This is a genomic window from Enterococcus sp. DIV1314a (genome assembly GCF_051713805.1).
GTDB classification, from domain to species: domain Bacteria; phylum Bacillota; class Bacilli; order Lactobacillales; family Enterococcaceae; genus Enterococcus_I; species Enterococcus_I aquimarinus.
This window is the reverse complement of record NZ_JBIOQP010000001.1, coordinates 736894-760560: the sequence shown is the minus strand read 5'-3', so window position 1 is coordinate 760560 and position 23667 is coordinate 736894. Positions and strand designations below refer to the sequence as shown.

The window sequence follows — 23667 nt, the reverse complement described above, 5'->3', positions numbered from 1 at the left end:
CATGAAGCGTTTTTTTATTGTTTAGTTATAAGTAATACTTCTTCATAACGGACAAGTCATCAGCTAACTCATAAACAAGAGGCAAACCGGTTGGAATCTCTAATGCCATAATATCAGCATCCGAAATGCCTTCGATATGTTTTGCTAAGGCTCGTAAGGAATTTCCGTGGGCTGCAACGAGTACTGTTTTTTGAGCCAGCAGCGCGGGCGCAATTTCGTCTTGCCAAAAAGGTAAGGCACGTTCCAAAGTCACTTTTAAATTTTCGCCTTTTGGAATGTCGTTCGGGTCCAATAACTGATACCGCCGATCAATCGCACTATCAGACAACGGAGGCAAGACATCGTAGGAGCGTCGCCAAATTAATACTTGTTCCTCGCCGTATTTTTCGCGCGTCGCTTGCTTATTTAGTCCTTGGAGAGCACCGTAATGACGTTCGTTTAAACGCCAGGTTTTCACTTGAGGGACCCATAATTGGTTGCTTTCTTCTAATATAAAGTTACAGGTTCGGATAGCACGCGTTAAGACCGAGGTGAAGGCAATATCAAATTCAATACCCGCTTCTTTAATTTTTCGTCCGCCCTCAATGGCTTCTTGCACACCTTCAGGAGCTAAATCCACGTCTGTCCAACCCGTAAATAAATCCAGTTTATTCCACTCGCTTAATCCGTGACGTACAAATACTAATTTTGGCATCTTGATCCTCCTCGTTTCGTTTTTAGCGCATCCTTATTTGTTTCATACTTATAGAGTACTCCTTCTTTATAGAAAATGCGAATAAAAACAAACGCCACCAAATCCGCTCCTTCAAGGAACAATAAAAAACGATAAAAACGATATCCTCTCGAGTGCCATTTTTATCGTTAGGGAGTAGACGACCAGTCAATTGTACATGGTAATCTTTGGTTAAAAGCGTTTGACTTAACGGGTTACTTCAATCACTTCGGGACCACTTTCTTTTCCAATGATGACTCTGTTAACCATGGATAAAAAGAGACCATGTTCAACAACACCGACGAGTGAATCGAGCTCGTTTGCGAGTGCAATCGGGTCATCGATACAGTCTAAATGTAAATCAATAATCGAATTTCCTGAGTCGGTTTGTTTTAAAACCTCTTCTGATTCCATCCGGAAAGAAGGGTGATAATTTTTTTCTTGGAACAAACGGAAAAGTTGATCTTGTCCATACGGGATAACTTCTACAGGTAATGGGAATCTCCCTAGTTTGTCGACCATTTTTGATTCATCGACAATCCAAATAATTTCTTTTGAATAAGTCGCGACCACTTTTTCGAATAACAAGGCGGCACCCCCGCCTTTGATGCCATGGAAGTCATGACTAATTTCATCCGCACCATCAATCGTCAAATCCACATAATTGACTTGATCGATTGTTTTTACCGGAATATTCAATGCCTCTGCTTGTTTCTTTGATGCGTAAGAAGTCGGAACCCCGACGATTTTGAGATTTTCTTCTTTCACACGACGTCCGAGTTCTTCAATCATATAATACGCCGTAGAACCCGTGCCGAGTCCGACTGTCATTCCATCTGTGACATAACTTGCTGCTTTAATTCCGACCATTTCTTTTAAATTCAATTGTTTTCCCACCTTTAAGATTCTCGTCGATAACGTTTTATTTCATTATATAGTCTTAGTATATAGTGGTTTGAAAAAAAAGAATAGTCTCGTAAAAAAAATAAAAAAATACTCGTGTTAACGGTTGACACAAATGTTCTGTCGTGTTATGATTTCGAAGGTGCTTATATACAGGTCTTTTTTAGACATGCTGACTGTTGAAAAGTACAATTAGATGAAAATGCAAATCTTTGCATTATTTTTTATCGCATAAAAAGAACCACCTGGATGTGTGGGACTATAAAAGCGAATTAAGGAAGGAGGAATACAAGGAATGCCTACAATTAACCAATTAGTACGTAAACCTCGTAAATCTAAGGTTGAAAAATCAAATTCACCTGCATTAAACAAAGGATATAACAGTTTCAAGAAAGCACAAACAAATGTGAACTCACCTCAAAAACGTGGGGTTGCAACTCGTGTGGGAACAATGACACCTAAGAAACCTAACTCGGCGTTACGTAAATATGCTCGTGTTCGTTTATCTAACTTAATTGAAGTGACAGCTTATATCCCAGGGATTGGCCATAACTTACAAGAACATAGTGTTGTCTTATTACGCGGAGGACGTGTAAAAGATTTACCAGGGGTACGTTATCACGTAGTTCGTGGAGCACTAGATACAGCTGGTGTTAACGACCGTAAACAATCTCGTTCTAAATATGGAACAAAACGCCCTAAAGCGGCTAAATAAGCAATAATTGAAACAGTATATAAACGACTAAAAAAATATTTTCGTAAAGGAGGAGTTATGGATGCCTCGTAAAGGACCAGTTGCAAAACGTGACGTTTTACCAGATCCGATTTATAACTCAAAATTAGTCACTCGTTTAATCAACCGTATCATGATTGATGGAAAACGTGGAGTTGCTGCAAACATTATCTACAACTCATTTGACATTATTAAAGAAACAACAGGTAACGATCCATTGGAAGTTTTCGAACAAGCAATGAAGAATGTTATGCCTGTCTTAGAAGTAAAAGCTCGTCGTGTTGGGGGATCTAACTATCAAGTACCAGTTGAAGTTCGCCCTGAACGTCGTACAACTTTAGGTCTTCGTTGGGTTGCTAACTACGCACGTTTACGTGGAGAGCACACAATGGAAGAGCGTTTAGCTAAAGAAATTATGGATGCAGCGAATAACACAGGCGCTTCTGTTAAAAAACGTGAAGACGTTCATAAAATGGCAGATGCTAACCGTGCGTTTGCTCATTATCGTTGGTAAGATCCTCCCTACTTTATTTAGTAGAAGGTATATTGCAACCTTAGCTTAAAAGTAAGAACTTGAGAGGAGAACAGACCTAGTATGGGAACAAGAGAATTTACTTTAGAAAACACTCGTAATATTGGTATCATGGCCCACGTTGATGCTGGTAAAACAACAACAACTGAGCGTATCTTGTATTATACTGGTAAAATCCACAAACTTGGTGAAACCCATGAGGGAGCTTCACAAATGGACTGGATGGAGCAAGAACAAGAGCGTGGAATTACGATTACATCTGCGGCAACAACTGCCCAATGGAAAGGTAACCGCGTAAACATCATTGATACTCCTGGACACGTGGACTTCACAATTGAAGTACAACGTTCATTACGTGTACTTGACGGAGCTGTAACTGTATTGGACTCACAATCAGGTGTAGAACCCCAAACAGAAACAGTATGGCGTCAAGCAACAGACTACAAAGTACCACGTATTGTATTCTGTAACAAAATGGATAAAACAGGTGCTGATTTCTTATATTCTGTATCGACTTTACACGATCGTTTACAAGCAAATGCACACCCAATCCAATTACCAATTGGGTCAGAAGATACCTTCACAGGTATCATTGACTTAGTTAAAATGAAAGCTGAAATTTACACGAATGACTTGGGAACAGATATGGTTGAAGAAGATATTCCAGCCGAATTTCTAGAACAAGCACAAGAATACCGTGAAAAATTAATCGAAGCTGTAGCAGATTTTGACGAAGAATTAATGTTGAAATTCTTAGACGGCGAAGAAATCGAAGAAGCTGAATTAAAAACAGCGATTCGTAATGCAACGTTAACCGTTGAATTTTTCCCAGTATTATGTGGAACAGCCTTCAAAAACAAAGGTGTTCAATTACTCTTAGATGCAGTAATTGATTACTTGCCTGCTCCAACGGACGTTCCTTCAATTAAAGGAATCAATCCTAAGACAGACGAAGAGACAGAACGTGCATCAACAGACGAAGCACCATTCTCATCTCTAGCATTTAAAGTAATGACGGATCCTTTCGTAGGTCGTTTAACATTCTTCCGTGTTTATTCTGGTGTTTTAAGCTCTGGATCATACGTATTGAATGCTTCAAAAGGCAAACGCGAACGTGTTGGTCGTATCTTACAAATGCATGCGAACTCTCGTGAAGAAATCCAAGAAGTTTTCTCTGGAGATATCGCAGCGGCAGTTGGTTTGAAAGATACTACAACTGGAGACACTTTATGTGATGAAAAAAATCCAGTTATCTTAGAATCAATCGTCTTCCCAGAACCTGTTATCGAAGTTGCTGTTGAACCTAAATCAAAAGCAGACCAAGATAAAATGGGTGTGGCTTTACAAAAACTTGCTGAAGAAGATCCATCATTCCGCGTAACTTCAAACCCTGAAACTGGGGAAACAGTTATCGCTGGTATGGGAGAACTTCACTTAGACGTTTTAGTAGACCGTATGCGTCGTGAATTTAAAGTTGAAGCGAACGTTGGCGCACCACAAGTTTCATACCGTGAAACATTCCGTGCAGCAACAAAAGCTGAAGGTAAATTCGTTCGTCAATCTGGTGGTAAAGGTCAATTCGGTCACGTATGGATTGAATTTACACCGAATGAAGAAGGAAAAGGCTTTGAATTTGAAAACGCGATTGTCGGTGGTGTGGTTCCTCGTGAATTCATCCCTGCAGTTGAAAAAGGTTTAGCAGACTCAATGGAAAATGGTGTCCTAGCGGGCTACCCATTAGTTGACGTGAAAGCGAAACTTTATGATGGTTCTTACCATGATGTCGATTCAAGTGAAACAGCCTTCCGTGTTGCGGCTTCATTAGCGTTACGTGCGGCTGCTAAAAAAGCAAATCCATCAATTCTTGAACCAATGATGAAAGTAACCATTACAGCTCCTGAAGATAACTTAGGAGACATCATGGGTCACGTAACTGCGCGTCGTGGACGTGTAGAAGGAATGGAAGCACATGGTAATGCACAAATCGTTAACGCGATTATTCCATTATCAGAAATGTTTGGTTACGCAACGACTCTACGTTCTTCAACACAAGGACGCGGAACGTTCATGATGGTCTTTGATCACTATGAAGACGTACCTAAATCAATTCAAGAAGAAATCATTAAGAAAAACGGCGGCAAATCAGCCGAGTAATCTTTTTGAAACATGAAATTTCGTAAATCACTATGTTTTTTACGAAATTTCGTGTACAATGTTAGCGATGATATGGGCAAGTATTCTTTACGAAGATTGCTTACTTATCAGAATAAAAAATAAAAATTATCTATTTTAGGAGGAACATTTAAAATGGCAAAAGAAAAATTTGACCGTTCTAAACCCCATGTAAACATTGGTACTATTGGCCACGTTGACCATGGTAAAACTACTTTAACAGCAGCAATCACAACTGTATTATCTAAAAAAGGTTGGGCTAAAGCTTCTGACTACGCTTCAATCGATGGTGCTCCAGAAGAGCGCGAACGTGGAATTACAATTTCTACTTCACACGTAGAGTACGAAACAGAAAACCGTCACTACGCTCACGTGGATTGCCCAGGTCACGCGGATTACGTTAAAAACATGATCACTGGTGCTGCACAAATGGATGGCGCTATCTTAGTAGTATCTGCTGCTGATGGTCCAATGCCACAAACTCGCGAGCATATCTTATTATCTCGTAACGTTGGTGTTCCATACATCGTTGTATTCTTAAACAAAATGGATATGGTTGATGATGAAGAATTATTAGAATTAGTAGAAATGGAAGTTCGTGATTTATTATCTGACTACGATTTCCCAGGCGATGACACTCCAGTTGTTGCGGGTTCTGCTTTACGCGCATTAGAAGGCGATCCTGTCTACGAAGAGAAAATCTTTGAATTAATGGCTGCTGTTGATGAGTATATCCCAACACCAGTTCGTGATACAGACAAACCATTCATGATGCCAGTTGAGGATGTATTCTCAATCACTGGTCGTGGAACTGTTGCTACAGGCCGTGTTGAACGTGGACAAGTTCGCGTTGGAGACGTTGTAGAAATCGTTGGTATCGAAGAAGAAACTAAAAACACTACTGTAACAGGTGTTGAAATGTTCCGTAAATTATTAGACTATGCTGAAGCAGGCGATAACATCGGTGCTTTATTACGTGGAGTTTCTCGTGAAGAAATCCAACGTGGACAAGTATTAGCTAAACCAGGAACTATCACTCCACATACTGAATTCGTAGCAGAAGTTTACGTATTAAGTAAAGAAGAAGGCGGACGTCACACTCCATTCTTCACTAACTACCGTCCACAATTCTATTTCCGTACAACTGACGTAACTGGTGTTGTTAGCTTACAAGAAGGTACTGAAATGGTAATGCCTGGCGATAACGTAACAATCGACGTTACTTTAATCCACCCAATCGCGATCGAAGAAGGAACTCGCTTCTCAATCCGTGAAGGCGGACGTACTGTTGGTTCAGGCGTTGTAACTACTATTACTAAATAATAGTCGCTAAAAAAATGAAAAGAGTGTTAAAAGTATTCGTACTTTTAACGCTCTTTTTTTTGTTGTTTCAAAATGTCTGTAATTTTTTTCATTTTCTCAAAAAACAGCATGCGGTTCTCTTCGTTTAGTCGTGTGTAATTCATCCGAAAGTGTTGGCTGTCACGACCAAATAAAAAGGAAGGGGCGACGGCGAGGTTTTCTTCAAGGAAAAGTCCCCATTGAGTTCGGGATAAAGGACCACCTCGCCAAGTGACCCAGTAATAAAGCCCACCTTGGATTGCTTCATAGGACCAGAATTCTTTTAGTGACTCCATCCCTTCAACAAAATAATCACGGCGTTGTATCAACTGATTGCGCAACTGTTGGTGTTTCATTGGATAGTCATTAGCCGTTAAAACAGAAGTTGCTAACAGTTGTGGGAAAAGTTCAGTTTCTTGTTCGGTTTGTTGTTTTGTTAACGTTAAGCGCTTGATTAAGGGGTCGCTTGCGTAAATCCAACCGATTTTAATGCGTGAGCTAAATAGTTTTGAAAAAGAACCTAAATAGATGACTTGTTCGGGCGCTAATTGTTTCAGGGTGGGTAGCGGTGTTGTGAAGTCAAAGTCCGCAAACACATCGTCTTCAATAATGGGGATTTCATATTTTTTACAAAGTTCGATGAGCTCTCTTCGTCGAGATAATGAAATCGTTTGACTCGTCGGATTTTGATAATTGGGATTTAAATACAATAGTTTAATTCTTTTTTGAAGAATGTTTTTTTCTAGTTCACGACAACTCATGCCTTCTTCGTCTTGTTTGATTCCGACTAATTCAATTCCTAATGGCGCGAAAATAGGCAAGGAAAATAAAAAGGAAGGATCTTCTGTTGCGACGCAATCACCGGGTTTCAAGAGATTTTGCAGTAAAAGAATCATCCCTTGTGTAGACCCAGAAGTGATTAAGACTTCTTGGTTTTTACTAGGAAGCGCCATTTCTTCAATTAATTTTTTGCGAATGTATTGTTTTAAAGGTTCATAGCCGCTCGCAGTCACTTTTTTTTCTTCCGTAATCAAATGTTCCCAAGAAATCGCGGGAAATTCAAAATCGGGAATTAAATCAAGTGGCAAATCGCCTGTGAAAAAATCAAGGGTGTGTGGATCCTTTAGTTGTTCTTTGATTGTGGTAGTGTAGTAATCTTCTTGAAAATGCGAGCGACCAAGTAAACGAATTAAGGGAGTCGGAATGTGTCTGGCAGAAGGCAGATTCTCTGATACGATCGTCCCGCTACCATGTTTTCGTTCAATCCAGCCGATACTATTCAGTTCATCTAACGCTCTGACAACAGTTGAACGGTTGACGTGGTATCGATTGGCAAGTTTTCGTTCCGCTAACAATGTGTCTCCCGGGAGGAGTTCCCCGATTTGAATTTGTTGAATGAGATGTTCGATAATTTGTTGGTATAGTGGTTCTTTTTTTTCTTTACTAGGTAGCCACATGATGAGTCACTCCTTTTTTAAAAGTGGATGGTTTAAAAATAGTCCAATTGGCTGTTTTCGTCAAGTGGCATCTTGTGTATACTATGGCATAAAGTAATTGGAGGAGATCACGTGAAGAAAGTATTAACTATTGCAGGCTCAGATTCAACAGGTGGTGCAGGAATTCAAGCGGATTTAAAAACCTTTCAAGAGTATGGTGTCTTTGGTTTTTCGAGTCTAACCTCGATTGTGACAATGGATCCTGCAGCAGGGTGGTCACATGAAGTAACGGAACTATCCACCACGCTCCTTGAGAAACAATTAATTTCGGTGTTTGCCGGTGGTCCTGTCGATGCCTTAAAAACAGGAATGATGGGAAATGAAAAAAATATCATCCTCGCGAGTGAATGGATTCAGAAAATGAAGGTGACGAATGTGGTGATTGATCCGGTGATTGCCTGCAAAGGAACGGCGCAAATCTTACAACCAAAAAGCGTCGAAGGAATTAAAAATCATTTATTGCCGCATGGTTTAATCGCGACACCTAATCTTGTTGAGGCAGGGATTTTGTCTGGATTGGGCGATTTGACGACGCTTGACGAAGTGAAAGAAGCGGCGCGCTTAATTCATCAACGAGGTGTGAAGAATGTCGTCGTGAAGGGTGGTCGCCGTTTCGCTTCAGAAAAAGCGGTTGATGTTTTTTATGATGGCAAAGATTTTGAAGTGTTAGAAGGGGAAATGATTGCTACAGATTTCAACCATGGCGCAGGATGCACGTTTGCAGCGGCCATTACGGCAGGACTTGCAAAAGGGATGCCAGTCCTAGAGGCCGTCGTTTTAGCGAAGGATTTCGTTGCAGCAGCCATTAAACAAGGGGTCGCAATTAATCCGCACGTTGGCCATGTTTGGCATGGTGCGTATCATCAAGCGGAAAACCGGATCGGTAAGGTGAGTAACCATGACTAGAGCGTCTTCTATTAAATCAGTTTTGTTTGTCGCAATGTTTGCGGCAATGACTGTCATTGGGACGATGATTAAGATTCCGATGCCAACAGGTGCCTTTGTTCATTTAGGAAATGCGGTTTTATTATTAGCAGTCTTACTGTTAGGTTATAAGAAAGGCTCCTTAGCAGGCGGTTTAGGCTTTTTGTTATTTGATCTGTTAAATGGTTATCTAACAGAAGCGCCCTATTTTTTCTTTGAAAGTTTCATTGTGGGTGGTTTTGCGTTTGCGGGCTTTCTTCTATTTAAAAAGCATCCGACAAAGGTTTGGCAACTTTTAGTCATTGGGGGCCTAACGGGTATCGGTAAATTACTGATGACGCAAACCAAAAATACGGTAATGTTATATGTATTGGGAAGTGATTGGTCCACAGCTTTTACGGGTGCGCTAATCAAATTACCAGCAAGTGTCATTAATGTGCTTTCGACCATGATAATAGTGTCTGTCTTGTATTTTCCATTAAAGAACATATTTCAGCAGTATGAGTGAGGATGAAAAGAGGGAGAATAGCGTGGGGATTCCTCTTTTTCTTCCTTTTTTAGGAATGAAAACCGCGCTTTACAACTTTTTTCAACTTTTTTCAAAAAAAGCGACAAAAAGGCTTGCTATTATGCTTCATCCGTAATATAATCATACAGGTGCTGTTTACATTAAGAGGTGAACGCATTGGTAGAAAGAGATTTTTACCGGCTAGGAAACGAGAGGTTGCGACACGCCCGGACGCTTTGCCATGGACGAGTGTGACGGAAAAATTTTCGTGGAGCTATGTCTACTTATGAAATAGGCGAGGAGGGAAAAAAATGGCAAAACAAAAAATTCGTATCCGTTTAAAAGCGTATGAACACCGTATTTTAGATCAATCAGCGGACAAAATTGTAGAAACTGCAAAAAGAACTGGTGCTAGCGTGTCTGGTCCAATTCCATTACCAACAGAACGTAGTCTTTACACTGTAATCCGTGCGACACATAAATACAAAGATTCACGCGAACAATTCGAAATGCGTACACACAAACGTCTAATCGACATTGTGAACCCAACACCAAAAACAGTTGACGCTTTAATGAAGCTTGACTTACCATCTGGTGTGAATATCGAAATCAAATTATAATTTAAGTAAAGTGGAGGTGTAATCATGACCAAAGGAATCTTAGGGAAAAAAGTGGGAATGACTCAAATCTTCACGGAATCTGGCGAATTAATCCCAGTAACAGTAATCGAAGCAACGCCAAACGTTGTTTTACAAGTAAAATCAGTTGCGACTGATGGTTACGAAGCTGTTCAAGTGGGTTACCAAGACAAACGTGAAGTATTAAGTAACAAACCTGCGAAAGGTCATGTTTCAAAAGCAAACACGGCTCCTAAGCGCTTCATTCGTGAATTCAAGAATGTTGAGCTAGCGGGCTTAGAAGTAGGATCAGAAATCAAAGTTGACGTATTCCAAGCAGGCGATATCGTTGACGTAACAGGAACTTCAAAAGGTAAAGGATTCCAAGGTGTTATCAAACGTCATGGACAATCTCGCGGACCAATGTCTCACGGTTCTCGTTACCACCGTCGTCCTGGATCAATGGGAGCTGTTGCTGCCAACCGCGTGTTCAAAGGCAAAAAACTTGCTGGCCGTATGGGTGGCAATCGCGTGACAATCCAAAACTTGGAAATCGTACGCGTTGACTTAGAACGCAATGCAATCCTAATCAAAGGAAACATTCCTGGATCTAAAAAATCATTGATTACTATTAAATCAGCTGTGAAAGCTAAATAAACTAGATAGGAAGAAAGGAGGAACTAAGGAATGCCGAATGTAGCATTATTTAAACAAGATGGAAGCCAAATTGGCGAAGTTACTTTAAACGAAGAAATCTTCGGAATCGAACCAAATGAATCAGTTGTCTACGATGCAATTATCATGCAACGTGCTTCATTACGACAAGGAACCCACGCGGTTAAAAATCGTAGTGCTGTTCGTGGTGGTGGTCGCAAACCATGGAGACAAAAAGGAACTGGACGTGCGCGTCAAGGTTCAATTCGTTCACCACAATGGCGTGGAGGAGGAGTTGTCTTTGGACCAACACCTCGTTCATACAGCTACAAACTTCCTAAAAAAGTTCGTCGCTTAGCAATTAAATCTGTATTATCAGAAAAAGTTGCTGAAAATAAATTAGTTGTCGTTGATGCATTAAGCTTTGACGCACCAAAAACAAAAGAATTTAAACAAGTTCTTGCAAACTTATCAATTGATAAGAAAGTATTAATCGTATTAGAAGAAGGTAATGACTTTGCAGCATTGTCTGCTCGTAACTTACCAAACGTTTCTGTTATCGCATCTAACAACGTAACTGTTTTAGACGTCGTAGCAAACGATAAAGTATTAGCAACACAAACTGCTCTTACTCAAATTGAGGAGGTGCTTGCATAATGAACTTATTAGACGTAATCAAACGCCCAGTAATCACTGAGAAATCAATGCTAGCGATGGACGAAAAGAAATATACTTTCGACGTCGATACGCGTGCGAATAAAACTCTAGTGAAACAAGCTGTTGAAGCAGCTTTTGATGTTAAAGTGAAAGACGTAAACGTCATTAACGTCCGTCCGAAATTTAAACGTGTAGGAAAATATGCAGGATATACTAAAAAACGTCGCAAAGCAATTGTGACATTAACTGAAGATTCAAAAGCAATCGAATTTTTCTCAGCTGAGTAAAAGCTGAGACGCAATCTATCAACATAGGAGGGAAAATGACGTGGCAATCAAAAAGTATAAAGCTACTACAAATGGTCGTCGTAATATGACAACTTCTGACTTTGCTGAAATTACTACAGCAACTCCAGAAAAAACTCTATTAGCACCATTAAAAAACCATGCCGGTCGTAACAATATGGGACGCATTACAGTACGCCATCAAGGTGGCGGACACAAGCGTCAATACCGTATCATCGACTTCAAGCGTAACAAAGATAACGTTGTTGCACTTGTTAAAACGATTGAATATGATCCAAACCGTTCTGCTAATATCGCATTAGTACACTACGAAGATGGAGTTAAAGCATACATCCTAGCACCTAAAGGCTTAGAAGTAGGCATGAGACTTGTTTCTGGTCCAGAAGCAGATATCAAAGTAGGAAATGCATTACCATTAGCAAACATTCCAGTGGGTACTGTTATCCACAACATCGAATTAAAACCTGGAAAAGGCGGACAATTAATCCGTTCAGCTGGAACAAGTGCACAAGTACTTGGTAAAGAAGGCAAATATGTTTTAATCCGTTTAAACTCTGGAGAAGTTCGTATGGTCTTAGCAACTTGCCGTGCAACAATCGGTTCAGTTGGTAACGAACAACACGAATTAATCAACATTGGTAAAGCAGGCCGTTCTCGTTGGATGCGTAAACGCCCAACTGTTCGCGGTAGCGTAATGAACCCGAACGATCACCCACACGGTGGTGGTGAAGGTAAAGCACCAATCGGACGTAAAGCACCGCTTTCTCCTTGGGGCAAACCAGCTCTTGGATACAAAACGCGTAATAAGAGAGCTCAATCAGACAAACTTATTGTTCGTCGTCGTAATGAAAAATAATCGCACTAACCATGTGTTGCACATTTTGAGAGGAGGTTCACCATGGGTCGTAGTCTAAAAAAAGGGCCATTCGTTGATGATCATTTGATGAAAAAAATCGACGCACAAGCTGGCGCTGAAAAGAAAAAAGTTATTAAAACTTGGTCACGTCGTTCAACAATCTTCCCAAGTTTTATCGGTTTTACTATCGCTGTCTATGATGGACGTAAACACGTACCTGTTTACATCCAAGAAGATATGGTAGGACATAAATTAGGTGAATTTGCACCAACAAGAACTTATCGCGGACACGTTGCTGACGATAAGAAAACAAGACGTTAATCTGAGGGGAGGATATACAGATGGCAGAACAAATTACATCAGCGAAAGCAACTGCTAAAACAGTTCGCGTTTCTCCTCGCAAATCACGCCTTGTCATTGATTTAATAAGAGGGAAAAGCGTTGCAGAAGCAATTGCAATTTTAAAATTTACACCAAACAAAGCAGCTGGAATCATCGAAAAAGTATTGATGTCAGCAGTAGCTAATGCAGAAAACAACTTCGACTTAGATGTTGAAAACCTGGTAGTTTCTGAAGCTTTTGTTAACGAAGGACCAACAATGAAACGTTTCCGTCCACGTGCAAAAGGCTCGGCTTCTCCAATCAACAAACGCACAAGTCATGTGACGGTTGTCGTATCAGAAAAATAAGGAGGGACATTCAGTGGGTCAAAAAATACATCCAATTGGAATGCGTGTTGGCATCATCCGTGACTGGGATGCGAAATGGTATGCTGAGAAAGACTATGCAGCCTTTTTACACGAAGATTTAAAAATCCGTAAATATATTGCAACAAAACTTGCTGATGCCGCTGTGTCAACTGTAGAAATCGAACGTGCTGCTAACCGCGTCAACGTATCTATTCATACAGCTAGACCAGGTATGGTTATCGGTAAAGGTGGTTCTGAAGTAGAAAACCTAAGAAACCAACTAAACAAATTAACTGGTAAAAAAGTACACATCAACATCGTGGAAATCAAAAAACCAGATTTAGACGCTAAATTAGTCGGCGAAGGAATTGCACGTCAATTAGAAAACCGTGTAGCATTCCGTCGTGCACAAAAACAAGCGATCCAACGCACAATGCGTGCTGGCGCTAAAGGAATCAAAACTCAAGTATCAGGTCGTTTAAACGGTGCAGATATTGCTCGTAGCGAAGGATATTCTGAGGGAACTGTTCCACTTCATACATTACGTGCTGACATTGATTACGCATGGGAAGAAGCAGATACAACATACGGAAAACTAGGAGTTAAAGTGTGGATCTATCGTGGAGAAGTTCTTCCAACTAAAAAGAACACTGAGAAAGGAGGGAAATAAGCATGTTAGTACCTAAACGTGTAAAACACCGTCGTGAATTCCGTGGCAAAATGCGCGGAGAAGCTAAAGGTGGAAAAGAAATAGCATTCGGTGAATATGGCTTACAAGCTGTAGAATCACACTGGATTACTAACCGCCAGATCGAAGCATCTCGTATCGCTATGACTCGTTACATGAAACGTGGTGGGAAAGTATGGATTAAAATTTTCCCTCACAAATCATATACAAGTAAAGCAATCGGCGTTCGTATGGGTAAAGGTAAAGGGGCTCCTGAAGGATGGGTAGCACCAGTTAAACGTGGTAAAATCATGTTTGAAATTGCCGGTGTCTCTGAAGAAGTAGCGCGTGAAGCATTACGTCTTGCATCACACAAATTACCTATCAAGACTAAGATTGTAAAACGTGAAGAAATGGGTGGTGAATCGAATGAAGGTTAAAGATATCAGAGAATTAACCACTGCCGAAATGCTAGATCAAGAAAAACAATTAAAAGAAGAATTGTTTAACTTAAGATTCCAATTAGCAACAGGTCAACTAGAAAACACTGCACGTATTAAAGAAGTACGTAAATCGATTGCACGCATTAAAACTGTATTGCGTGAACAAGTAAAGTAATATTTGGAAGGAGGCCGTTTAGCGTATGACTGAGGAAAGAAATCAACGCAAAGTTTACCAAGGTCGAGTAGAGTCTGATAAAATGGACAAAACAATTACGGTTGTTGTAGAGACAAAACGTAATCACAAGACATATGGCAAACAAATGAAATACTCTAAGAAATACAAAGCTCACGATGAGAACAACGAAGCAAAAATCGGTGATATCGTGAAAATTATGGAAACTCGTCCATTATCAGCTACAAAGCGTTTCCGTCTAGTAGAAATCGTTGAAAAAGCAGTGATTATTTAATTATAATCACCGGAGATTTTCCTATATAGATTGACTTGCAAAATCTGAAAGGAGGATACACATCGTGATCCAACAAGAAAGTCGTTTAAAAGTCGCAGATAACTCAGGCGCACGTGAAATCTTGACGATCAAAGTCCTTGGCGGTTCAGGCCGTAAAACAGCTAATATCGGTGACGTCATCGTTGCTACTGTTAAACAAGCAACGCCAGGTGGGGTTGTCAAAAAGGGTGAAGTCGTTAAAGCTGTAATCGTACGTACTAAATCAGGCGCACGTCGTACAGATGGTTCATATATTAAATTCGACGAAAATGCTGCGGTAATTATCCGTGATGATAAGAGCCCTCGTGGAACACGTATCTTTGGCCCAGTTGCTCGTGAATTACGCGAAAACAACTTCATGAAGATCGTTTCACTAGCACCAGAAGTCTTATAATTCTTACTCATTATCAAAGGAGGTGCGAAACAATAATGTTTGTTAAAAAAGGCGATAAAGTTAAAGTTATCACTGGAAAAGACAAGAACAAAGAAGGAATCGTTTTAGAAACGATGCCTAAGAAAGATAAGGTTCTTGTTGAAGGTGTTAACATTATGAAAAAACACCAAAAACCTTCTCAAACAGCCCCACAAGGTGGAATCGTTGAGATGGAAGCACCCATTCATGTTTCTAATGTAATGGTGATTGATCCATCAACTGGCGAAGCAACTCGCGTAGGCTATAAAGAAGTTGACGGTAAAAAAGTCCGTGTTTCTAAAAAATCCGGAGCAGTTATTGATAAATAATTACAAATTAAGGAAGGAGGGGCTTATTGAATGAACCGCCTTAAAGAAAAATATAATAAAGAAGTTGTCCCAGCATTAATCGAGAAATTCGAATATAAATCAGTAATGCAAGCACCAAAAGTTGAGAAAATTGTTGTCAACATGGGTGTGGGTGAGGCTGTTTCTAATGCGAAAGCCTTAGACAAAGCTGTTGAAGAATTACAAATTATTACAGGTCAAAAACCTTTAATTACAAAAGCTAAGAAATCAATCGCTGGCTTCCGTTTACGTGAAGGAATGCCAATCGGAGCTAAAGTTACTTTACGTGGAGAAAGAATGTACGAATTTTTAGATAAATTAGTTACAGTTTCTTTACCTCGTGTACGTGACTTCCACGGCGTAAGCAAAAAAGCTTTCGACGGACGTGGAAACTACACTTTAGGTGTAAAAGAACAATTAATCTTCCCAGAGGTTGATTACGATTTAGTAGACAAAGTACGTGGGCTGGATATTGTTATTGTGACAACTGCCAACACAGATGAAGAATCTCGTGAATTGTTAACTCAATTAGGCATGCCATTCCAAAAATAAAAAAAGGAGGCGAACTACGTGGCTAAGAAGTCAATGATTGCTAAGCACAACCGTCCGGCAAAATTCTCAACACAAGAAAATTCTCGTTGTGAGCGTTGCGGACGTCCACATTCAGTTTATCGTAAATTTAAACTTTGCCGTATTTGCTTCCGCGAACTTGCCTACAAAGGTCAAATTCCCGGCGTGAAGAAAGCAAGCTGGTAAACAAGAAACTCGCATAAAGGAGGTAAAACATCTAATGGTCATGACAGATCCAATTGCAGATTTTCTAACACGCATTCGTAATGCCAATATGGTAAAACACGATGTATTAGAAGTACCTGCTTCAAAAATTAAACGTGAAATCGCAGAAATCTTGAAAAAAGAAGGTTTCATTCGTGATGTTGAATATATCGAAGATGATAAACAAGGCGTTATCCGTGTATTCCTTAAATACGGAAGAACAGGTGAGCGCGTTATCACAAACTTAAAACGTATTTCTAAACCAGGCTTACGTGCTTACGTCAAAGCTGACGAAGTACCAAAAGTATTAAACGGTTTAGGTATCGCAATTATCTCCACTTCAGAAGGTGTCATCACTGATAAAGAAGCAAGAGCTAAAAACGTTGGTGGCGAAGTAGTCGCTTACGTCTGGTAATTTGAAATTTAATACACAAGGAGGTGTCTCTAAGTGAGTCGTATCGGTAATAAATTAGTTGTTATTCCTGCAGGTGTTGAAGTAACACAAAACGGAAATGACATTACAGTTAAAGGACCTAAAGGGGAATTAACTCGTACTTTCTCTTCAGACATTACAATGAATATCGAAGGTAACGAAGTAACATTCACTCGTCCAAATGATAGCAAAGACATGAAAACAATTCATGGAACAACTCGTGCAAACTTCAACAACATGATTGTTGGCGTAAGCGAAGGATTCCAAAAAACACTAGAATTAATTGGGGTTGGGTACCGTGCACAATTACAAGGATCAAAACTTGTATTAAACGTAGGTTACTCTCACCCAGTTGAAATCGAAGCACCAGCTGGAACTACTATTGAAGTTCCATCAAACACATCAGTCATCGTTAAAGGGATTGATAAAGAAGTATTAGGTGAATTAGCAGCGAATATTCGTGGCGTTCGTCCTCCAGAACCGTATAAAGGCAAAGGAATTCGCTATGTTGGTGAATTTGTACGCCGTAAAGAAGGTAAAACTGGTAAATAATCTTCGTAAAGCTTTTGTTTTACGAAGCGCAGCTTAGGCTAGCAATTTAAAAGAGGTGACAATTGTGATTACAAAACCAGCTAGAAATAAAACACGTCAAAATAGACATAAACGTGTACGTAATAAAATTTCTGGTACTGCTGAGTGCCCACGCTTGAACGTTTTCCGTTCTAACAAAAACATCTACGCTCAAATTATTGATGACGTAGCGGGTGTGACGCTAGCAAGTGCCTCTGCCTTAGATAAAGAGATTTCAGGTGGAAACAAAGTTGAACAAGCACAAGCTGTCGGTAAATTAATCGCAGAACGTGCAGCAGCAAAAGGTATTAAAGAAGTAGTCTTTGACCGTGGTGGATACCTTTACCATGGCCGCGTAGCAGCATTAGCAACAGCAGCTCGCGAAAATGGACTAGAATTTTAAGAAAAGGAGGAACACCATTCATGGTTTATATCGATCCAAAACATTTGGAATTAGAAGACCGCGTTGTTGCGATCAATCGCGTAACAAAAGTTGTTAAAGGTGGACGCCGTTTACGTTTTGCAGCTTTAGTCATCGTTGGAGATAAAAATGGACACGTAGGATTTGGTACTGGTAAAGCACAAGAAGTTCCAGAAGCAATCCGCAAAGCCGTTGAAAGTGCAAAGAAAAACTTGATTGAAGTCCCTGTAGTAGGAACAACAATCCCTCATGATGTTATTGGAACATTCTGTGGCGGCCGCATCTTAATGAAGCCTGCTGTAGAGGGGTCTGGGGTTGCTGCTGGTGGAACGGTTCGTGCCGTACTAGAATTAGCAGGTGTCAATGACATCACAACTAAATCACTAGGTTCAAGCACACCAATCAACGTTGTTCGCGCAGTTGTTGATGGATTAAAACAATTAAAACGCGCTGAAGAAGTGGCAGCACTTCGCGGCAAATCGGTAGAAGAATTAATCGGTTAAGGAGGACAAAAACATGGCAGAATTAAAAATTACTTTAAAACGCAGTGTTATCGGACGTCCTCAAAACCAAAAGGATACCGTTAAAGCGTTAGGTTTAAACAAAGTGAACAGCTCTGTTGTAAAACCTGTCAATGATGCAATCAATGGCATGGTTAATACAATCGCTCACTTAGTAGAAGTAGAAGAAGTTAAATAGTAAATAGAGATAGATTGATTTTGACTAAGGAGGTGCGAAAGCATGAAACTTCATGAATTAAAACCTGCAGAAGGCTCTCGCCAAGAACGTAACCGTGTTGGTCGTGGATCTTCATCTGGTAATGGTAAAACATCTGGACGTGGACAAAAAGGTCAAAAATCCCGTTCTGGTGGTGGCGTACGTTTAGGATTTGAAGGTGGACAAACACCATTGTTCATGCGTTTACCAAAACGTGGATTCACAAATGTGAATCGTAAAGAATACGCAGTAGTTAATCTTGACATTTTAAATCGCTTTGAAGATGGAACTGAAGTTACACCATTAACTTTAGTTGAAGCTGGAATCGTAAAAGATGAAAAGTCTGGAATCAAAGTATTAGGAAATGGCGAATTAACGAAAAAATTAACTGTGAAAGCAGCCAAATTTTCAAAAACAGCCGAAGAAGCAATTGTGGCTAACGGTGGATCAGTTGAGGTGATTTAATGCTGAGACTTTTAAAGGATGCTTTTAAAGTAAAAGAAATTCGTTCAAAAATATTTTTTACTATATTCATTCTTTTTGTCTTCCGCCTTGGAACACATATTACTGTTCCGGGAGTAGACGCTTCTCGTCTGCAAAGTATTTCTGACTTACCATTTCTAAACATGTTAGATTTAGTCAGCGGAAGTGCCATGCAACGATTCTCTATTTTCTCCATGGGAGTTTCGCCCTATATCACTGCTTCAATTATTATTCAGTTGATGCAAATGGATATCGTGCCGAAATTTGTTGAATGGTCAAAACAAGGGGAAGTCGGTCGTCGCAAATTAAATCAAGCAACACGTTATTTGACACTAGTCTTAGGATTTGTACAATCGTTAGCGTTGACTGCTGGGTTTAATATGTGGACAGAATATGGATTTGTTCCAAATCCAAATGCACAAACATTTATCTTAATCGGAATTATTCTGACAACAGGGACGATGGTTGTGACATGGTTGGGAGAACAAATTACTGAAAAAGGAATTGGGAACGGCGTGTCGATGATCATCTTTGCCGGTATCATCTCGCGTGTACCAGTTGACATCAAAGGACTAATCGAAGACTACTTTATTAATATTGAATCTTCAAGAATTTGGCAATCGGCTATTTTCATGGTCGTTTTAGTAATTGCGGTGTTGTTAATTGTAACTTTTGTGACATTTTTCCAACAAGCAGAACGAAAATTACCGATTCAATATACAAAACGAGTAGTGGGTGCACCAACAAGCTCTTACCTTCCATTGAAAGTAAATGCAGCAGGTGTGATTCCAGTTATCTTTGCCAGCTCCATGATCACTACTCCAAATGCGATTATTCAAGCTTTTGGTGGATCATTAGGAGGGAAGCCTTGGTTTGAAACCATCCAAACATTGTTTAATTATAATACGGTCCCTGGGGCAATTTTATATACAACATTGATTGTTGCTTTCACTTTCTTTTATGCCTTTGTCCAAGTGAACCCTGAGAAATTAGCGGAAAACTTACAAAAGCAAGGAAGTTATATTCCAAGTGTGCGACCTGGTAAAGGAACAGAAGATTACGTTTCAGGTGTGTTAATGCGGTTAAGTACAGTAGGAGCACTTTACCTTGGTTTAGTTGCGATACTACCAATCATTGCCCAAATGCTTTGGAACTTACCGGAATCAATTGGTTTAGGTGGAACAAGTTTATTAATCGTCGTAGGTGTCGCTCTTGAAACTGCAAAACAGTTAGAAGGATTGATGTTGAAACGTCAATATACTGGTTTCATGAATTAAAAAGTTTTGTAGGATGTTGAGGTTTTCCTCAACATCATTCAAACACTTATTGGGAGGAATTATTAAAATGAACATCATTTTAATGGGATTACCCGGTGCTGGAAAAGGAACGCAAGCAGAGAAAATTATTGCTGAATACAACATTCCGCACATTTCAACAGGCGATATGTTTCGTGCCGCTATGGCAAATGAAACTGCGTTAGGCTTAAAAGCAAAATCATACATGGACCAAGGAGCATTAGTTCCTGACGAAGTAACGAATGGTATTGTGAAAGAGCGTTTAGCCGAATCCGATACAGAGAAAGGCTTCTTATTAGATGGCTTCCCCCGTACCTTGGAACAAGCACAAGCGTTAGATCAAATGCTGACCGAGCTTGGAAAGAAAATTGATGCTGTTATCGATATCCATGTCCCTGAAGACATTCTGGTTGACCGATTAGCAGGCCGTTACATGTGTCGTGAATGCGGCGCAACGTACCACAAAATCTTTAACCCAACAACAGTTGAAGGTACATGTGATCGTTGTGGTGGCCATGATTTCTATCAACGAGAAGATGACAAACCTGAGACGGTCAAAAATCGTCTTGCAATTAACATTAAGAATAGTGAACCAATTTTAGCTTACTATAAAGAAGAAGGTTTATTGCAGTCTATTGATGGTAATCGTGAAATCGATACTGTCTTTGAAGACGTAAAAAAAATCATCGAATAATATCGTTTGCCCGTAACTGACTTGCAAATGTGAAACTTCTCTTGCTTAGTAAGATGCATTATGCTATAATGTGTCAGTCCGACTTCTGAAGCATTTCAGAAGATTGTATTGAGAATCTAAGGTGGGAGCACTGGTTTCCGCCGTTTTATCGTGTGAAAATGCGAAACAATTACAAGGAGGTACTGTGCGTGGCAAAAGAAGATATGATTGAAGTCGAAGGTACAGTCGTCGATACTTTGCCGAATGCAATGTTTAAAGTCGAATTAGAAAACGGGCATCAAGTTTTAGCAACAGTTTCTGGCAAGATTCGTATGCATTATATTCGAATTTTACCTGGAGACAAGGTGACAGTTGAACTTTCACCATATGACTTAACTCGTGGCCGTATTACGTATCGTTTTAAATAATTGTACTCCGTAAAATCACAGGAGGTAAGATCATGAAAGTAAGACCATCAGTAAAACCAATGTGTGAACATTGTAAAGTAATTCGTCGTAATGGACGAGTTATGGTGATTTGCCCAGCAAATCCAAAACATAAACAACGTCAAGGATAAACGGAGGTGTAACGAATATGGCTCGTATTGCAGGAGTAGATGTTCCTCGTGATAAACGTGTCGTTGTATCCCTTACTTACATTTATGGGGTTGGGAATACAACTGCAAAAAAAGTTTTAGCAAATGCTGGTGTCTCTGAAGAAGTTCGCGTTCGCGATTTGACGAACGAACAAGTAGATGCTATCCGTGCTGAAATGGATAAGTTAAAAGTTGAAGGGGATCTTCGTCGTGAAGTGAACTTAAACATTAAACGTTTGATGGAAATCGGTTCATACCGTGGAATCCGTCATCGTCGTGGGTTACCTGTTCGTGGACAAAACACGAAGAATAACGCACGCACTCGTAAAGGACCGTCTAAGACAGTCTCTGGTAAGAAAAAATAAAATCCTAAGTGAAGGAGGTTAAAACTTCATGGCAGCAAAAAAAGTGAGTCGTAAACGCCGCGTGAAAAAGAATATTGAAACTGGGATTGTACATATCCATTCAACATTCAACAATACAATCGTGATGATCACTGATTCTCATGGTAATGCGTTAGCATGGTCATCAGCTGGTGCATTAGGTTTTAGAGGAAGTAGAAAATCAACACCTTTTGCCGCTCAAATGGCAGCAGAAGCAGCTACTAAGGTAGCAATGGAACATGGATTAAGAACTGTAGATGTAACTGTAAAGGGTCCTGGTTCAGGACGTGAAGCAGCAATTCGTTCATTACAAGCAGCAGGTTTAGAAGTGACTGCAATCCGTGACGTAACTCCAGTTCCTCATAATGGATGTCGCCCTCCAAAACGCCGTCGTGTTTAATGAGTGCCCCTCATTTTGAGTCTAACAATCACGTCATTGAACAAGACACTTTTCGTTAAGAAAGGGGTAAGAGATAATAATGATTGAATTCGAAAAACCAAGAATTGCCAAAATTGATGAAGAGAAAGATTATGGCAAGTTCATCGTTGAACCTCTAGAAAGAGGCTACGGAACTACTTTAGGAAATTCCCTACGTCGTATTTTGTTATCTTCTTTACCAGGTGCAGCCATTACTAATATCCAAATTGATGGAGTGTTACATGAATTTTCAACTGTTAAAGGTGTTCGAGAAGATGTCGCACAAATTATTTTGAATATTAAAGGCCTTGCATTAAAAATGTATGGTCAAGAAGAAAAAACGTTAGAAATCGATATTACAGGACCAGCTACAGTAACTGCAGGCGATATTATCGTTGACAGTGATGTTGAAATCCTAAATAAAGAAATGTATATTTGTACTGTTTCTGAAGGAGCTACTTTCCATGCGCGCTTAACGGTTCGCCCGGGTCGTGGTTATGTTCAAGCAGACGAAAACAAAAAAGATGACATGCCAATTGGCGTGCTACCGGTTGATTCTATCTACACTCCCGTTCGCCGTGTAAACTATCAAGTTGAAAATACACGTGTTGGCCGTCGAGATGATTTTGATAAATTAACGATTGAAATATGGACAGATGGTTCAATTGAGCCATTAGATGCAATGAGTTTAGCTGCAAAAATTATGACTGAACATTTAGATATTTTTGTGAATCTGACTGACGAAGCGAAACACGCTGAAATCATGGTTGAAAAGGAAGAAACACAGAAAGAAAAAATGTTAGAAATGACAATTGAAGAATTAGACTTATCTGTACGTTCATACAACTGTCTGAAACGTGCTGGAATTAATTCTGTACAAGAATTAACAAATAAATCTGAGCCAGAAATGATCAAAGTACGTAACTTAGGACGTAAATCACTTGAAGAAGTGAAAGCTAAGTTAGAAGATCTTGGTTTGGAATTACGTAAAGACGATTAATTTTTACGAAGGAGGGAAACCACGTGAGTTATCGTAAATTAGGACGCACATCATCACAACGTAAAGCGATGTTGCGTGATTTAACAACTGATTTAATCATTAACGAACGTATCGTTACGACAGAAGCTCGTGCGAAAGAAATTCGTTCAACGACTGAAAAGATGATCACTTTAGGTAAACGTGGTGATTTACATGCACGTCGTCAAGCAGCTGCTTACGTACGTAATGAAGTTGCTAGTGTGCGTGAAGAAAACGAAGAAATCGTTATTGAATCAGCTTTACAAAAGCTATTCAGTGATATTGCTCCTCGTTATGCAGATCGCCAAGGTGGCTATACTCGTATCTTGAAGACAGAACCAAGACGCGGAGATGCTGCACCTATGGTTATTATTGAACTAGTTTAAAATCACACTTAATAGAAGATTGAAAAT

At 39.8% G+C, this 23667-nt stretch carries 38 protein-coding genes; 35 read left to right on the top strand and 3 right to left on the bottom strand.

The window, feature by feature from the left end; all coding sequences use genetic code 11:
• Positions 1 to 25: 25 nt before the first annotated feature.
• On the bottom strand, positions 26 to 694 hold the full coding sequence (gene gpmA / locus IGI68_RS03700) for a 2,3-diphosphoglycerate-dependent phosphoglycerate mutase (protein ID WP_071874043.1): 669 nt from the start codon (positions 692 to 694) through the stop codon (positions 26 to 28).
• A gap of 225 nt (positions 695 to 919) precedes the next feature.
• Positions 920 to 1597, bottom strand: coding sequence for a ribose-5-phosphate isomerase RpiA (gene rpiA / locus IGI68_RS03695; RefSeq protein ID WP_438730605.1), 678 nt, complete (start codon positions 1595 to 1597; stop codon positions 920 to 922).
• Positions 1598 to 1910: 313 nt separating this feature from the next.
• On the opposite strand from rpiA, the gene rpsL reads away from it, so the two are divergent.
• The 4 genes from rpsL to tuf all read left to right on the top strand — a co-directional run bounded on the left by rpsL (position 1911) and on the right by tuf (position 6375).
• On the top strand, positions 1911 to 2330 hold the full coding sequence (rpsL, locus tag IGI68_RS03690) for a 30S ribosomal protein S12 (protein WP_071874041.1): 420 nt from the start codon (positions 1911 to 1913) through the stop codon (positions 2328 to 2330).
• A gap of 61 nt (positions 2331 to 2391) precedes the next feature.
• A complete protein-coding gene (gene rpsG, locus IGI68_RS03685) occupies positions 2392 to 2862 on the top strand; it encodes a 30S ribosomal protein S7 (RefSeq protein ID WP_071874040.1) in 471 nt (156 codons plus the stop codon).
• Between the two features lie 81 nt (positions 2863 to 2943).
• Positions 2944 to 5034 (top strand): elongation factor G, encoded by a 2091-nt coding sequence (fusA, locus tag IGI68_RS03680; protein WP_071874039.1) that lies wholly within the window; start codon positions 2944 to 2946, stop codon positions 5032 to 5034.
• Positions 5035 to 5187: 153 nt separating this feature from the next.
• Positions 5188 to 6375 (top strand): elongation factor Tu, encoded by a 1188-nt coding sequence (gene tuf / locus IGI68_RS03675; RefSeq protein WP_071874038.1) that lies wholly within the window; start codon positions 5188 to 5190, stop codon positions 6373 to 6375.
• Positions 6376 to 6419: 44 nt separating this feature from the next.
• Here the strand turns inward: tuf and IGI68_RS03670 are convergent, their stop codons facing one another.
• Positions 6420 to 7850: a PLP-dependent aminotransferase family protein gene (locus tag IGI68_RS03670; protein WP_071874037.1), complete on the bottom strand. Its 1431-nt coding sequence runs from the start codon at positions 7848 to 7850 to the stop codon at positions 6420 to 6422.
• Positions 7851 to 7961: 111 nt separating this feature from the next.
• Here IGI68_RS03670 and thiD point away from each other — a divergent pair, with 111 nt between their 5' ends.
• The 31 genes from thiD to rplQ all read left to right on the top strand — a co-directional run bounded on the left by thiD (position 7962) and on the right by rplQ (position 23640).
• Positions 7962 to 8795 carry a bifunctional hydroxymethylpyrimidine kinase/phosphomethylpyrimidine kinase gene (gene thiD / locus IGI68_RS03665; RefSeq protein WP_071874036.1) on the top strand — a complete coding sequence of 278 codons (834 nt, stop codon included), beginning with the start codon at positions 7962 to 7964 and terminating at the stop codon, positions 8793 to 8795.
• Positions 8788 to 9321: an ECF transporter S component gene (locus tag IGI68_RS03660; RefSeq protein ID WP_071874035.1), complete on the top strand. Its 534-nt coding sequence runs from the start codon at positions 8788 to 8790 to the stop codon at positions 9319 to 9321. The genes thiD and IGI68_RS03660 overlap by 8 nt, the downstream gene beginning before the upstream one ends.
• A gap of 311 nt (positions 9322 to 9632) precedes the next feature.
• On the top strand, positions 9633 to 9941 hold the full coding sequence (gene rpsJ / locus IGI68_RS03655; protein ID WP_005880808.1) for a 30S ribosomal protein S10: 309 nt from the start codon (positions 9633 to 9635) through the stop codon (positions 9939 to 9941).
• 24 nt (positions 9942 to 9965) lie between these two features.
• On the top strand, positions 9966 to 10595 hold the full coding sequence (gene rplC / locus IGI68_RS03650; protein ID WP_071874034.1) for a 50S ribosomal protein L3: 630 nt from the start codon (positions 9966 to 9968) through the stop codon (positions 10593 to 10595).
• Positions 10596 to 10625: 30 nt separating this feature from the next.
• A complete protein-coding gene (rplD, locus tag IGI68_RS03645; RefSeq protein WP_071874033.1) occupies positions 10626 to 11249 on the top strand; it encodes a 50S ribosomal protein L4 in 624 nt (207 codons plus the stop codon).
• Positions 11249 to 11536, top strand: coding sequence for a 50S ribosomal protein L23 (locus tag IGI68_RS03640; protein WP_071874032.1), 288 nt, complete (start codon positions 11249 to 11251; stop codon positions 11534 to 11536). The genes rplD and IGI68_RS03640 overlap by 1 nt, the downstream gene beginning before the upstream one ends.
• Before the next feature lie 40 nt (positions 11537 to 11576).
• Positions 11577 to 12410, top strand: a complete 834-nt coding sequence (rplB, locus tag IGI68_RS03635; protein ID WP_071874031.1) for a 50S ribosomal protein L2 — start codon at positions 11577 to 11579, stop codon at positions 12408 to 12410.
• A gap of 42 nt (positions 12411 to 12452) precedes the next feature.
• Positions 12453 to 12731, top strand: a complete 279-nt coding sequence (gene rpsS / locus IGI68_RS03630; RefSeq protein WP_071874030.1) for a 30S ribosomal protein S19 — start codon at positions 12453 to 12455, stop codon at positions 12729 to 12731.
• A gap of 20 nt (positions 12732 to 12751) precedes the next feature.
• On the top strand, positions 12752 to 13099 hold the full coding sequence (gene rplV / locus IGI68_RS03625; RefSeq protein ID WP_071874029.1) for a 50S ribosomal protein L22: 348 nt from the start codon (positions 12752 to 12754) through the stop codon (positions 13097 to 13099).
• A gap of 13 nt (positions 13100 to 13112) precedes the next feature.
• On the top strand, positions 13113 to 13769 hold the full coding sequence (gene rpsC / locus IGI68_RS03620; protein WP_071874028.1) for a 30S ribosomal protein S3: 657 nt from the start codon (positions 13113 to 13115) through the stop codon (positions 13767 to 13769).
• A 2-nt stretch (positions 13770 to 13771) separates the two neighbouring features.
• Complete coding sequence (rplP, locus tag IGI68_RS03615) at positions 13772 to 14206, top strand: 50S ribosomal protein L16 (protein ID WP_071874027.1); 435 nt, start codon at positions 13772 to 13774, stop codon at positions 14204 to 14206.
• Positions 14196 to 14384, top strand: coding sequence for a 50S ribosomal protein L29 (gene rpmC, locus IGI68_RS03610; protein ID WP_071874026.1), 189 nt, complete (start codon positions 14196 to 14198; stop codon positions 14382 to 14384). Before rplP ends, rpmC begins: the two co-directional genes overlap by 11 nt.
• A 25-nt stretch (positions 14385 to 14409) precedes the next feature.
• On the top strand, positions 14410 to 14676 hold the full coding sequence (rpsQ, locus tag IGI68_RS03605) for a 30S ribosomal protein S17 (protein WP_071874025.1): 267 nt from the start codon (positions 14410 to 14412) through the stop codon (positions 14674 to 14676).
• Positions 14677 to 14740: 64 nt separating this feature from the next.
• On the top strand, positions 14741 to 15109 hold the full coding sequence (gene rplN / locus IGI68_RS03600; RefSeq protein ID WP_010766218.1) for a 50S ribosomal protein L14: 369 nt from the start codon (positions 14741 to 14743) through the stop codon (positions 15107 to 15109).
• Between the two features lie 35 nt (positions 15110 to 15144).
• Positions 15145 to 15456, top strand: a complete 312-nt coding sequence (rplX, locus tag IGI68_RS03595; protein ID WP_071874024.1) for a 50S ribosomal protein L24 — start codon at positions 15145 to 15147, stop codon at positions 15454 to 15456.
• A 30-nt stretch (positions 15457 to 15486) separates the two neighbouring features.
• Positions 15487 to 16026: a 50S ribosomal protein L5 gene (gene rplE / locus IGI68_RS03590; RefSeq protein ID WP_071874023.1), complete on the top strand. Its 540-nt coding sequence runs from the start codon at positions 15487 to 15489 to the stop codon at positions 16024 to 16026.
• An 18-nt stretch (positions 16027 to 16044) separates the two neighbouring features.
• On the top strand, positions 16045 to 16230 hold the full coding sequence (locus tag IGI68_RS03585) for a type Z 30S ribosomal protein S14 (RefSeq protein WP_071874022.1): 186 nt from the start codon (positions 16045 to 16047) through the stop codon (positions 16228 to 16230).
• Between the two features lie 34 nt (positions 16231 to 16264).
• Entirely contained in the window at positions 16265 to 16663 is a 399-nt protein-coding gene (rpsH, locus tag IGI68_RS03580; protein ID WP_071874021.1) for a 30S ribosomal protein S8, read from the top strand.
• 33 nt (positions 16664 to 16696) lie between these two features.
• Entirely contained in the window at positions 16697 to 17233 is a 537-nt protein-coding gene (rplF, locus tag IGI68_RS03575; protein WP_071874020.1) for a 50S ribosomal protein L6, read from the top strand.
• 64 nt (positions 17234 to 17297) lie between these two features.
• Entirely contained in the window at positions 17298 to 17654 is a 357-nt protein-coding gene (rplR, locus tag IGI68_RS03570) for a 50S ribosomal protein L18 (protein ID WP_084131134.1), read from the top strand.
• Between the two features lie 20 nt (positions 17655 to 17674).
• Positions 17675 to 18175 carry a 30S ribosomal protein S5 gene (rpsE, locus tag IGI68_RS03565; protein WP_071874018.1) on the top strand — a complete coding sequence of 167 codons (501 nt, stop codon included), beginning with the start codon at positions 17675 to 17677 and terminating at the stop codon, positions 18173 to 18175.
• A gap of 13 nt (positions 18176 to 18188) precedes the next feature.
• A complete protein-coding gene (rpmD, locus tag IGI68_RS03560) occupies positions 18189 to 18371 on the top strand; it encodes a 50S ribosomal protein L30 (protein ID WP_071874017.1) in 183 nt (60 codons plus the stop codon).
• A gap of 42 nt (positions 18372 to 18413) precedes the next feature.
• Positions 18414 to 18854 (top strand): 50S ribosomal protein L15, encoded by a 441-nt coding sequence (gene rplO, locus IGI68_RS03555; protein ID WP_071874016.1) that lies wholly within the window; start codon positions 18414 to 18416, stop codon positions 18852 to 18854.
• On the top strand, positions 18854 to 20149 hold the full coding sequence (secY, locus tag IGI68_RS03550) for a preprotein translocase subunit SecY (RefSeq protein ID WP_071874015.1): 1296 nt from the start codon (positions 18854 to 18856) through the stop codon (positions 20147 to 20149). Before rplO ends, secY begins: the two co-directional genes overlap by 1 nt.
• A gap of 67 nt (positions 20150 to 20216) precedes the next feature.
• Entirely contained in the window at positions 20217 to 20861 is a 645-nt protein-coding gene (locus tag IGI68_RS03545) for an adenylate kinase (RefSeq protein ID WP_071874014.1), read from the top strand.
• Positions 20862 to 21049: 188 nt separating this feature from the next.
• Positions 21050 to 21268 (top strand): translation initiation factor IF-1, encoded by a 219-nt coding sequence (infA, locus tag IGI68_RS03540; RefSeq protein WP_071874013.1) that lies wholly within the window; start codon positions 21050 to 21052, stop codon positions 21266 to 21268.
• 32 nt (positions 21269 to 21300) lie between these two features.
• A complete protein-coding gene (rpmJ, locus tag IGI68_RS03535; protein ID WP_010742772.1) occupies positions 21301 to 21417 on the top strand; it encodes a 50S ribosomal protein L36 in 117 nt (38 codons plus the stop codon).
• A gap of 17 nt (positions 21418 to 21434) precedes the next feature.
• Positions 21435 to 21800: a 30S ribosomal protein S13 gene (rpsM, locus tag IGI68_RS03530; RefSeq protein WP_071874012.1), complete on the top strand. Its 366-nt coding sequence runs from the start codon at positions 21435 to 21437 to the stop codon at positions 21798 to 21800.
• 28 nt (positions 21801 to 21828) lie between these two features.
• Positions 21829 to 22218, top strand: a complete 390-nt coding sequence (gene rpsK, locus IGI68_RS03525; protein WP_071874011.1) for a 30S ribosomal protein S11 — start codon at positions 21829 to 21831, stop codon at positions 22216 to 22218.
• Positions 22219 to 22297: 79 nt separating this feature from the next.
• A complete protein-coding gene (locus tag IGI68_RS03520) occupies positions 22298 to 23236 on the top strand; it encodes a DNA-directed RNA polymerase subunit alpha (protein ID WP_071874010.1) in 939 nt (312 codons plus the stop codon).
• 23 nt (positions 23237 to 23259) lie between these two features.
• Positions 23260 to 23640 carry a 50S ribosomal protein L17 gene (gene rplQ, locus IGI68_RS03515; protein ID WP_071874009.1) on the top strand — a complete coding sequence of 127 codons (381 nt, stop codon included), beginning with the start codon at positions 23260 to 23262 and terminating at the stop codon, positions 23638 to 23640.
• Positions 23641 to 23667: the final 27 nt, after the last annotated feature.